At 41.3% G+C, this 12282-nt stretch carries 9 protein-coding genes and 1 pseudogene; 5 read left to right on the top strand and 5 right to left on the bottom strand.

All coding sequences use genetic code 11. The features are described from left to right. A pseudogene (locus tag G7092_RS23230) lies at positions 1–324 on the bottom strand (HU family DNA-binding protein); the annotation flags it as partial. Positions 325–629: 305 nt separating this feature from the next. On the opposite strand from G7092_RS23230, the gene mutY reads away from it, so the two are divergent. Together mutY and G7092_RS23220 are read left to right on the top strand one after the other, a co-directional pair. Continuing rightward, positions 630–1679 carry an A/G-specific adenine glycosylase gene (mutY, locus tag G7092_RS23225; RefSeq protein ID WP_166093068.1) on the top strand — a complete coding sequence of 350 codons (1050 nt, stop codon included), beginning with the start codon at positions 630–632 and terminating at the stop codon, positions 1677–1679. 24 nt (positions 1680–1703) lie between these two features. Further along, on the top strand, positions 1704–2117 hold the full coding sequence (locus G7092_RS23220) for a single-stranded DNA-binding protein (RefSeq protein WP_235953919.1): 414 nt from the start codon (positions 1704–1706) through the stop codon (positions 2115–2117). An 89-nt stretch (positions 2118–2206) separates the two neighbouring features. On the opposite strand, the gene G7092_RS23215 is transcribed toward G7092_RS23220, so the two are convergent. Further along, positions 2207–2680, bottom strand: coding sequence for a hypothetical protein (locus G7092_RS23215; RefSeq protein ID WP_166093066.1), 474 nt, complete (start codon positions 2678–2680; stop codon positions 2207–2209). A gap of 123 nt (positions 2681–2803) precedes the next feature. Next, positions 2804–4990, bottom strand: coding sequence for a S9 family peptidase (locus tag G7092_RS23210; protein ID WP_166093064.1), 2187 nt, complete (start codon positions 4988–4990; stop codon positions 2804–2806). 108 nt (positions 4991–5098) lie between these two features. Between G7092_RS23210 and G7092_RS23205 the strand changes: the two genes are divergently transcribed. After that, positions 5099–6628, top strand: coding sequence for a serine hydrolase (locus G7092_RS23205; protein ID WP_166093062.1), 1530 nt, complete (start codon positions 5099–5101; stop codon positions 6626–6628). Between the two features lie 367 nt (positions 6629–6995). On the opposite strand, the gene G7092_RS23200 is transcribed toward G7092_RS23205, so the two are convergent. Continuing rightward, complete coding sequence (locus G7092_RS23200; protein WP_202985387.1) at positions 6996–7880, bottom strand: hypothetical protein; 885 nt, start codon at positions 7878–7880, stop codon at positions 6996–6998. Between the two features lie 263 nt (positions 7881–8143). Continuing rightward, on the bottom strand, positions 8144–8425 hold the full coding sequence (locus tag G7092_RS23195; RefSeq protein ID WP_166093060.1) for a hypothetical protein: 282 nt from the start codon (positions 8423–8425) through the stop codon (positions 8144–8146). A gap of 233 nt (positions 8426–8658) precedes the next feature. On the opposite strand from G7092_RS23195, the gene G7092_RS23190 reads away from it, so the two are divergent. Beyond that, positions 8659–10527 carry a M61 family metallopeptidase gene (locus tag G7092_RS23190; RefSeq protein ID WP_166093057.1) on the top strand — a complete coding sequence of 623 codons (1869 nt, stop codon included), beginning with the start codon at positions 8659–8661 and terminating at the stop codon, positions 10525–10527. Between the two features lie 232 nt (positions 10528–10759). Continuing rightward, complete coding sequence (locus G7092_RS23185; RefSeq protein ID WP_166093055.1) at positions 10760–12187, top strand: S41 family peptidase; 1428 nt, start codon at positions 10760–10762, stop codon at positions 12185–12187. The last annotated feature ends 95 nt before the right edge of the window (positions 12188–12282 follow it).

Raw genomic sequence — 12282 nt, 5'->3', positions numbered from 1 at the left:
TTATTTGCTGTTTTTGTTACCTGTTTTAACTTTCTCAACAAAAGTTTTAGCTGGTTTAAAGCTTGGCACAAAATGCTCTGGAATAATGATGGCAGTATTTTTTGAAATATTGCGGGCTGTTTTTTTCGCTCTTTTCTTTACAACAAAACTTCCGAATCCTCTTACATAAACGTTCTCGCCGCCAACCATTGAGCTTTTAACTACTTTAAAAAACGCCTCAACTGTTTCCTGCACGTCTACTTTCTCTATACCTGTCTTAGATGAGATTTCAGTTATAATTTCTGCCTTAGTCATATCTGATTTACTTTTATTTATTATATAAACACTTAACTGTTTTGGGGTTGCAAAAGTATCGCTTTATATTTTAAGAGCGAAATATTTAACAGTTTTTTTTTCGTAAGTAAGTAAAACGTACATTTCCGTTACAAATTGTAAGCTAAATCGTTAAGGAGCAAGGATTTTTGGAGCAAGAATAAGAGACTTTTAGAACAAGGATTTCTGGAGTAAAGAACAGGACCTCAGGACCTATCTCTTGCCATACTTTAAAGTCTAAAAATACCTTATCCCAAAATCCTTACTTCAAAAATCCTTACTCTTTCCTCCTCACAAAAGTCCTTACTTTTACAGTCATGAATTTTACTGATGAACTGATACAATGGTATCTTCAAAATAAACGCGACCTTCCCTGGCGTAATACCACTGATGCTTATGTGATCTGGCTTTCGGAGATCATCCTGCAGCAAACGCGGGTAGAACAAGGCTTGCCCTACTTTTATCGTTTTGTAGAAAGATATCCAAACGTAAGCAGTTTTGCTGCTGCAGGTGAGGACGAAGTGCTTAAACTATGGCAGGGCCTGGGTTATTATTCACGCGGCCGTAATATGCTTAAAACAGCCAAACAGATACAGGAACAGTATCATGGTATATTTCCTCAACGTTACGACGAGCTCATTAAATTAAAAGGCATTGGCGAATACACAGCTTCAGCCATCTCCTCATTCTCGGCAAATGAAGCTAAAGCCGTTGTTGATGGCAATGTTTACCGGGTACTTGCCCGTTATTTTGGCATCGATGAACCCATCAATTCAACCGGCGGTAAAAAAACATTCCAGGAACTTGCCAACAATTTAATTAATAAGAAAAATCCCGGTTTGCATAATCAAGCCATGATGGAGTTTGGCGCGATGTTATGTAAACCCAAAAATCCGGCTTGCGGTATCTGCCCGGTGCACCTGGATTGCTTTGCTTTTATAAATAATGCCACTACTACGCTCCCGGTTAAATTAAAGACAGTAAAAGTGCGCGAACGCTTTTTTAATTATTTTTTAGTGACCGATAAAGACTCTGTATTAATGAATAAAAGGGGCGATAAAGACATCTGGGCCAACTTATATGACCTCCCAATGGTAGAAACAGCGTCTCTTTTACCTCTGCCCGAACTGATGGATCATTCCGCAGTAAAGGAAATTTTCGGTAACGATATCAAAATTTCTGCTGATAACTTACCTGTACAAAAGCATATTCTTACTCACCAACGCCTGTATATCAGGTTGATTAAAATAGAATCCAAGCCCATTAAATTAGACTCCAACTGGTTTTATACCAGGGTTCAAAACCTGCCAAACCTGGCATTCCCAAAACCTGTAGTTATATTAATAAAAAATATTTTTAATTTATAAAATAATTTTTCGTTATTTTATGGCATGTCTGGAATTAATAAAGTAATACTTGTAGGTCATTTGGGCAAAGATCCTGAGGTGCGAATTTTAGAAGGTGGAGTGTCTGTAACCAGTTTCCCTTTAGCTACTTCTGAAACCTTTAATAAAGATGGCCGAAAAGTTGAACAAACCGAATGGCATAATATTGTAATGTGGCGTGGTTTGGCCGATATGGCGGCTAAATTTTTACAAAAAGGGAAGCTTGTTTACATAGAAGGTAAACTACGCACCCGCTCCTTTGAAGACAAGGAAGGCATTAAAAAATACACTACCGAAGTGGTTGCTGAAAACTTTACCATGCTTGGCCGTAAAAGTGATTTTGATGGCGATATCCGATCCATTGCCAAACCCGAAGATCAGCTTTATACTGATGGCGAAGCCAGCAGCCAGCCTTATTGATATTATTATTCATCTTTCTCAATATAGTAAAGTACCGGCTATCGATACCCGGTACTTTACCTACTAATCATTTGATCTTATTTAAACACCTATTGTTTAATATAAACCATAGGCGAAGGGACGCAATCGGCAAAATCCGGGCATTTAAAAAACAGGGAAAGCTGATTTGTTTTATCATTAATTGAAAAGCGATAACCTGAGTTATCGACGCTATTAATCTTCTGCAACTTATCTTCGGTTGTAAAATTGCCGCCTAAGGTTGAATAAGCAACCATAGCATACAATCTCAATGAATCGTTTTGAAGAATACTGTATTTGCCTTCTATTTTAGTGCGATATCCTAAAACTTTTTTAGTAACCGAGTCAATTGCCAGCGTATAATATTTAAAAGTTTGATCACTTCTAAATTCATAATTATTTGTTCCCTTAAACTGGGCTTGCTGCCATTTCCCGACAATACCAACGTTTTTAGGTGATGTATCTTTTTTACAGGCCGAAATAGCTACTAACAGGATGATAATTAAAAGACCAAATGCTGAGATAAGGTTTGTTGTTTTTTTCATAAAGCAAGAGATTTAAGTGGTTAATTATGAACATTACGCTTAAATCTATGCCTGTGATACAATCACCATCAAAAATCCTGTATTACTGATTTTTATCAGCAATACAGGATCATTAAAACTTTTCTATCTGCCTCCTGGTGGGCAGTGCTCTTTTAAATACCTGGTGAACAGGGTTCTTAAATGCAGGCCGGTACCCTCGCCTTCAGAAATACTGTGCGTGCGGTTAGGATATGACATCAGCTCAAACTGGCGGTTATATTTTACCAGCTCATTAATCAGCTCCTCGGCATTTTTATAGTGCACGTTATCGTCGCCGGTACCATGTATATATAGCAGGTTACCCCGCAGATTTTTAGCGTAAGTTATCGGCGATCCTTTGATAAATGCCGCACGGCCTTCATCATCAACTGGCACACCCATATAACGTTCCTGGTAAATATTATCATAAGTAAGCTGATCACCAACAGCGGCAACAGCTATGCCCGTTTTGTAAATATCCGGGTACTGGAACATGAGGTTAAGGGTTGATGAACCGCCACCGCTCCAGCCGTGAACAGCTATACGGGAGGAGTCAACAAACGGCCATTTTAGTATCTCTTTTGCCGCCATAGCCTGGTCGCGGATATTAATGATACCAATGTTTTTATAAATTGCTTTACGCCAGGCTGTACCTTTTGGTGCAGGTGCACCACGTCCTTCAACCGACATGTAGATGTAGCCATCATCGGCCATACTGCCTGCGTACAGCCTGTTCATTCCTGCTCCCCAGGTATCAGTAACCGTTTGCGCAGCAGGTTCCCCATAAACCATAAATACCACCGGATATTTTTTATGCGGATCAAAATTGGTGGGCTTTTTCATCCAGCCATCTATTTCAATACCATCAACAGTTTTAACCTTAAAAAACTCAGTCTTATTTTTAGCGTTTTTATCCAATGTTATGATGTTACCAGCAATATGTTTATGCTCGGGCAGGCTCACTACTTCGCTTGCCGGAGGAGTATAACTGTTGGAGAAATTGTGCAGGGCTACCTTGCCATTTGGCGAAATATCATAACTATGTGTACCCGGTTCATCAGCCGGCGAAACGCACTCTGGTTTTGCAGCGCCGGCAATTTTAATGCGATACAGGTACTTCTGGGTGGCATTATCTGGTGAAGCCATAAAGTAAATATACCCGGATGCTTCATCAATCAGGTTTATACTGATCACATCATAATCACCTTTGGTTACCAGTGTTTCTTTACCTTCACGGGTTATACGGTAAATGTGTTTCCAGCCGTCCTTTTCGCTCACCCATAAAAACTCTTTGCCTTTATTTACCCATTCCCAACCTATAGGATCACCGTTATTCCAGCGTTCTTTACCATCAATCCAGGCACTACTTTTTTCTTCACGAATCAGGCTGGCGGTACCGTTGGATACATTGCCGATAAACACCCTACTTTCGGTTTGCGCCCTGTTCAATTGCTCCAGGATAATTTCGTTGGAGTTTAGCGTCCACTCCATGCGTGGTATATAATGCTGCACGGCGTCGCCTGGAGTATTTATCCAGTTGGTTTTACCTGTAGTAATATCCACCACACCAACTTTGCACGAGCTGGGGTCCTGCCCGGCAACCGGATACTCAACAGGCACCACATAAGGATATATGGAATCGGTTGTATTCAGCATCAGGTAGCTTTTTATCTTGCTGGCATCTATCTGCCAGTAGGCTATCGACTTGCTATCTGGCGACCAGCGGAAACCATCGCGACAGCCAAATTCTTCCTCATAGGCCCAATCAAAAGTTCCGTTGATCAACCGGGTACTACCATCGGTAGTTAATTGTTTAACCGAAGCATCTGCCAGATTTTCCACATAAATATTATGCCCGCTCACATAGGCAGCCTTAAGTCCATCGGGCGAAAATTTGGCAAACATTAATGAGGACTCTGGCAAGTTTTTACCTAATTGCCATAGCTTTTTGGTGTTGGTATCATACACCCAGTAATCGCCCCGGGTATCATAACGCCATACTTTTTTAGTATTGGTATTAATGAGCAGCTTTTGCCCATCGGCCGATACAGAAAACCTTTTTACATTGAGCGGCGCACTTCCTTGTGGTGTAAGCATCTCTTTACTTATCCATAAGGTTTTTTTGCTGGTATCGCGGGTATCGAGTATCCTGATACCATCGCCGGTGATTTTGTAATACTGGTAGCCATCCTTTGTCCAATGAGTTGGCAACCGTTGTGCTTTTACTGCGTATCCGCCCAAAATGAGCAATACAGCGGTAAGGAATAATGATCCCGAACGGAAAAATTTCATATACTGGGTGTTTTAATGAAGATTGCGGCGTTAATTTACAATTAAGTAAAGCCGTTGTAAATTTTGCATTAAATTAGCACAAATCATGTACGTAAATTATCCAGTATAATGAAAAAAATATTGCTGCCTTTTATTATTTGTATTTCCCTTTTTGCAACAGCTCAGGCGCAGCATGCCGATCGCTCCAAGTTTATCAGGGACAGTTTGGACCTGTACATCAGTAAGGCTTTAACCAATTGGCGCGTTCCTGGAATTGCCGTTTGTATAGTAAAAGACAACAAAATAGTATTGGTAAAAGGCTATGGTATCAAAGAACTGGGATTGCCTAATACAGTGGATATCAATACCCTGTTTATGATTGGCAGCAATACCAAAGCCTTTACCGCTACTGCCCTGGCCATGCTGCAGGCCAACAATAAACTATCCCTTGATGATAAAGTAACCAAGTATATCCCCGAGTTTAAACTGGAGAATAAGTTTGCCGGCCAGGAAGCTACCGTGCGCGACCTGCTGTGTCACCGCCTTGGTTTCCAGACTTTTCAGGGCGACTTTACTTTCTACAACACCAATCTTACCCGCGCCCAGGTGATTGAAAAACTGGGTGAGTTGAAGGCTACCTATCCTTTCCGTACCAAATGGGGCTATACCAATGCCGCTTTTTTAACTGCCGGCGAGATCATTCCACGCGTGACTACTAAGCCATGGGAAGTATATCTTAAAGAGGCTATTTTTGCGCCGCTGGGCATGACCAACACCCTGGCATTAACCAAAGATCTGCCCAAATCACTTAACCGTACCGTGGCGCATACCTTAACCGACGGCCGGCTTGCACCCATACCTTATTGCCAGATAGATGGTCTTGCCCCCGCCGGCGCCATCAGTTCATCCGCCAACGATATGGGCAAATGGGTAATGGCTTTACTCAACAACGGCAAAGTAGGCAACCGCCAGGTAATACCGCAGGCAGCTATTATGGCCACCCGCGAGCCACAGGATATTGTAGGCAGTCAATACCATCTGAACGGCGAAAATAATTTTGAGCTGTACGGCCTGGGCTGGTTTATACAGGATTATTTTAACCACCGCCTGGTTATGCATGATGGTGGTGTTAGCGGTTACCTTTCGTCAGTTACCCTATCGCCGCAGGATAACCTGGGCATTGTGATACTGACTAATACCGATCAAAACCTGCTTTTTGAGGCCTTGCGCTGGGAAATACTGGATGCTTTTTTGGGCAAACCATATCATGATTACAGCGATGCTTACCTAAAAAACTACAAGACCCGTGCCGCGACCGAACAACAAACCGAACGCAAACTGCGCGATACCGTGGCCCTTGCCTTAAAACCCACATTACCACCAACCTCGTACCTGGGTAAGTATACTAACAGTTTTTATGGCAGCATGACCGTAACCCAGGGCGAAAACAGCGACCTGGAAATGCGTTTTGAACACCATCCCACTATGTTTGCGAAATTACAACCGCTGGGCGGCAACCGCTTTTTTGTAACTTTTTCTGACCCGGTTATGGGCAAAGCTATTTTTCCTTTTATAGTACAAAATGGTAAAGTTACCGGCGTAAAAGTTAAAGTAGCCGACTTTGTAGAACGCGGCGCTTACGATTTTAAAAAGGAGTAACAAAAATTGGGAGAAGCATCCTTTCAAAAAACTTTTTAAACCTTAAATTTTAACAATTTTTTAGTCAAAAACAGGGCAAAAGCGCATCACTTTTGCCCATTTTAACTAAACTTTAACGCCATTTTAACACTTTTTAACAAATTTCGAGTGGGTTTTGAAAGGTTTAAAAAGTATTAAATATCTGCATATCAAATAACTACATACCAAACAGTTGTTTTTTGGCCTTTTATTTCCTTAACCAAAACGGCCCGGTTCTCTTTTTACAGAGAACCGGGCCGTTTGATATATACAAATATACGTATTTAAGCCGAGAGTCTTAAGCTCTGATCTCAGATTTTGAGGTAAAATCTGAGGTCAGAGCGTTTCTTTATTTAGCGCTAATTTCAACGTTATAGGCCGTTCCTTTATGTCTGTAAGCAACACTGAATGTAGTATCTGTGAAGCTTGCCAGTTGGAATATGCTGTTATTATTCTCGCCCTTTAACTGAGCGGTTATTAAAACAATACCGTTTTCAACCGAAACATTTGATATCGTGAAAGGTACCTCAAGGCCATCCTGAGATACATCTGTATCGCTGGCTCCTAACTCATATTTACGCACGGTGGTAAAATCTGTTTTGGTGCCTATTAGCTGCTTAAACTTATCATAATCTGGCAAAATATTAGAATAGCCAACCCCTGTAAGGTTTGTTTCAGCCGATGAGCCGCTTTGAAAATAGCCACCGTATTTGTTACCCTCGGTACGCTGATTGGTCAGGTAAACGATATTGGCGCCAAACATAGCCGCCTGGATCTTCAGTTTACGATAGGCCCTGTCTTTTACCCGTTCCTGGCTCGAAAAAACGGTTGTCCCTTTAGCTTTGGAGCTTACGTCTGTTAATTTGTACAAGCCCTTAACCTCACCTTCTACAACGGTAACGGTTACTTTGTCAAAATCCATTACGCCATTGATGGCTTTGTAGGAAGTTGCTTCGGCAAAAGTCTGGACGCGGCCGCTTTTGAAGATTATTTTCTGTACAGTGGTCTTGTAAACCGAGTTCAGCAAATCTTCATTGGGATAGGTGTATTTAACCGCATCGGGGGTTATTTCTTTAACAACGCAGGCTATTTTTGCGTTGTTGGAAACAATAGTATCAACCTGTGCCCGGCTTACTAAGGCGAATACCGCGAAAAAAATGGTTAAGGTTAATGTTTTAAACGGAGATAAAGAATGGAGCCTACCGCCGGCTCTGTTGTTTAAGGTCGGGTTCATTGTGTTTAAGGTTGTTTAAGTGTCTAAAAGTAAAAATCTATTATAAAGGCAATGTAAACAGGCAGAATAAAAATTAAGCCACAGACTTGCAGTCCATAGCATTCCTGCTTTCGTGTTTGACTGCACTCAAGCCCAAGGGTTTAACCATATCTTCAAGTAAATAAATCATGTGATCTCCGGGAGCAGAAAGCACAATATCCCCACTCCCTGAGATGGGATAGGTTTAAATTGTTAAATAAGATGGTAAAAGTTTTGTATGGCGGTTAAAACTTCAAATTGGCTTTAAGCCATTGCTGTACATCTTCCTGTAGTGTAATACTGGCAGGCAGTTGGTCATGTATCAGTTTTTCCATTTTATTACCGGTATTGGCAAAGCGGTAATCCCAAAGTATCATCAATTTGTTGATCAGGTAAACTACTTCGTTGCCCTCATCCTTTGTAAACGGAGTGGTGTCCAGCTTACCGTTTACCCGCGGATCGTTTTGGTTATATACGGTCCATTTGTAATCGGTATAGTGTAAATTTCTTCTTGAAAAAAGGATCATGAGCTCAGTAATTTCTTTAAATATACGTATAATAGTTCAGAAGCGGTTTAAATGCCACTGAATCGGCTCATCCGATCATCGCCTAGCTTAGACGGGGTGAGTAATCTGCGCTTAGATCTGCCAGGCTTATACTGCATCCCAGACAGACTTTAATCCTTCATCAGCTAACAAATTGATGCCCCATTTTTTTACTGATTAATTTGTAATTTCAGCCCTGTATAATACTGATCTTCATGAAAAAAATATTTCTAATTACCATTGCCGCTTTGTTAAGCACTGCCGCCATAGCGCAGGATAAACAAAAACCCATCTATTATTCCATATCTTTCCCCAACGCCGCGCATCATGAAGCAGAAGTGGTGGTAACCGTACCACAGGCTCCTTCGAGTTTACGTTTCCGGATGAGCCGCTCGTCGGCAGGGCGCTATGCCACGCATGAGTTTGGTAAAAACATCTATAACATTAAAGTAACCACGATTGACGGTACCGATATCCCTTTTACACAAATAGAAGGCGATTTGTACGAAGTAGGTCAGCACCCCGATAATATCAAAATAAGCTATACCTTGTTTGGTAACTGGACTGATGGCACCTATGCCAGCATCGATCCCAGTCATGCCCACTTAAACATGCCTGCTGCTTTTATCTGGATATTGGGTCAGGACAAAAGACCTGTAAAGTTTGAGTTTAATGATCTGGACAAATACGGCTGGAAGGTAGCCACTCAACTAAAACCCGAAGGCGCCAACGTGTATAGCGCACCCGACCTGCAATATATGATGGATAGCCCTACCGAGCTGGCCAATTACAAGCTAACCAGTTGGGATGTAACCAATACCAACGGTAAAAAAGAAAAAATAAACGTGAGTATCCACTCCGATGACGACCAGGCCACGGTAGATAACTTTGGTAAAATGGTACAAAAACTGGTATTGGAAGAAAAAGCCGTTTTTGGCGAATTACCTGCCTATGATTATGGCGAATATACTTTTATAACCGATGTATACCCAACAGACTCTGGCGATGGCATGGAACACCGCAATTCTACCGGTATTGTTGACCCATTGGATAAAGTTGCGGGTAACGAAAGTAGTTTGCTGGGTATCTACTCACATGAGTATTTTCACAGCTGGAATGTGAAACGCATTCGTCCAAAATCATTGGAGCCTTTTAATTTTGAGCATGCCAACATGAGCAGTGAGCTTTGGTTTGCCGAAGGTTTTACCCAGTATTACGGCGATCTGCTGCTTGTACGTTCCGGATTTACCCCGCTTGATGATTATACCCGCACACTTGGAGGGTTGGTTAACCAGATCCTGAACACACCGGGCGCTACCAAATATCCGGCCACGCAAATGAGCCGTTATTCGGTATTTGCCGACGCCGGGGTATCTATCGACCCCAATAATAACGCCAATGATTTTACCAGCTATTATACCTACGGCGGCGCTATCGCGCTGGCCCTGGATATGCGCCTGCGAGGCGAGTTTAACCTTACGCTTGATGATTATATGCGCCAGGTTTGGTTAAACCGGGGTAAAGTCATGAAACCGTATACCATTCCCGATTTACAGGCCGATTTGGCTAAAGTAACCAACAATCCTAAGTTTGCCGCCGACTTTTTTAAGCGCTACATTTATGGTATTGATAAAAACAATTACGAAGATCTGCTGAATAAAGCCGGACTGGTACTGCGTAAAATACAGCCGGGCAAGGCATGGGCCGGTTCATTGGCAACAAACGCGGGCCGTGGTCGTTCAGGTCAGCAGCGTGCCGCCGGGGCCGAGGGTTTGCCCATCCTCTCGAGCACCATTATAGGTACACCGGTTTACAAAGCAGGCTTAGATGCCGGTGATATTATCCTGAAAGCCGACGGACAAACCATTACCGATCCCAAATCATTTGCTGATGTACTGGCCGCTAAAAAACCGGGCGACAAAATAACCGTGAACTATAAAAACCGTACTGGCGCACATGAAACCACCATCGCGCTGGAAGAAAGCCCATATTTTGAAGTAGTTACCTATGAAAAAGCCGGCAAGCAATTGAGTAAAGAACAGGAAGCTTTCCGCAGTAACTGGTTGCAATCAAAGGTTAAATAAAATATTGTAGAATTGAATTGATAAACCAACTGTCATCTCGAACGAGGTACGAGGAAAGATCTTCTGCAATTTGCAAGACTACATTTGCTTGTTGCAAAAAAATTTTCGTTGGGCTCAAGAGGTAGTTTATCCTCGTACCTGGTTCAAAATGACAAACATTTTTCTTTTAAGCTCATAACCAGTGTTATTTTTATAACATGCTATATATAATTAAGCATAAGATGGTACAAAAATGAAACAAAAGGCAGTTCTTCTTTGGATAATTTTGGCGTGTCCGTTTTATTTATCGGCGCAGCAAAAATGCAATTGTGAGGCAACTTTCAAATGGGTAAAAGAAACTTTTGAAAAAAATGACGCGGGCTTTGAATATGCCCTTCAACGCAAAGGGACAGATAGCTATGAAAAGAATAACGCGGTCATTTTAAACAAGGTTAAAAAAGCTATCACAAACGACGAATGTGCCGATGTTATCCGCGAATGGCTATCGTTTTTCAGAAAAGCCCATTTCGCATTTTTCCCCAATAATAATAACAATAATACATTGGCAAAGGTCAATACCGGGCAGGATAGTATTGTATTTTCCGAAGATCAAATAAAGCAAAGCTTATCAAATAGTAACATTCCCACGCTTGAAGGCATATGGCATACGGGAGCTTATAAAATTGGCATCGTCAAAAAAAATAACATTACCCGGGGAATCATATTGGCCTCATCTAACAACGCCTGGAAACCTCATTGGGTAAAGCTGAAGATCAACCAGGACAGTTCGGGTGTTTATTATATGGGCGACCATTCCCCTCAAAAATTTGATAAAGCAAAACTTTTAGGAAAAAACACATTAAAACTCGGGAGCATTTATCTGGACAGGCTTTACCCTAAATTTCAGGAAAATGACACCTCTATTGCCCTATATTTAAAAGAAATAAGCACCGACGTTCCCTTTATTCAAAAAGTATCTGCAAACACAACACTCTTCCGCATTCCTTCATTTATTGAATCAGAAAAAAAACGGATTGACAGTTTAATTCAGGCCAATGAAACTTCATTAAAAAGCACCGAGAACTTAATTATTGATTTGCGAAATAACGGAGGCGGATCTGACGATAGTTACGGCAATATTATCCCCTTTCTGTACACCAATCCTATCCGTATTGTAAATCTAGAGTTCCTGTCGACCCCATTAAACAATAAACGGATGGAAGAATATTTGTCGATCCCGGATCTGTCGGAGAAAAATAAAAAAGATATCAACTCTGCATTAAAAAAATTAAATGATAACCCGGGTAAATTTGTGAACCTGGAGGAGGGAAGAATTGTAGATATTCAAAAACTGGATTCGGTTTTGCCAAAACCAAAACATGTAGCGGTAATTATTAATGAAAATAACGGAAGTACAACAGAGCAATTTTTATTAGCGGCTAAACAAAGTAAAAAGGTAAAACTTTATGGCGTAACTACCATGGGGGTACTGGACATTTCCAATATGTATTTCATAGATTCGCCTGATAAAGCATTTAAGTTAGGTTATTGCCTGTCAAAAAGCTACAGGATACCCGATATGGCAATTGACGGAAAAGGAATTATGCCAGATTACTATATCGACAAAAGCATTCCTGACGAGCAATGGTTAAGTTTTGTTCAAAATATATTGGAGCAATAAGCTGTTATCTGCAGCTATGACAGCCTCCAGCCGAACACGGATCACAAGTAAAATCTCGCGCCGTTGTTGGTGTTGTCACCAACAACTTATTATCA

The organism is Mucilaginibacter inviolabilis (assembly GCF_011089895.1).
Classification (GTDB): Bacteria; Bacteroidota; Bacteroidia; order Sphingobacteriales; family Sphingobacteriaceae; genus Mucilaginibacter; species Mucilaginibacter inviolabilis.
This window is presented reverse-complemented; position numbering and strand designations above follow the sequence as displayed.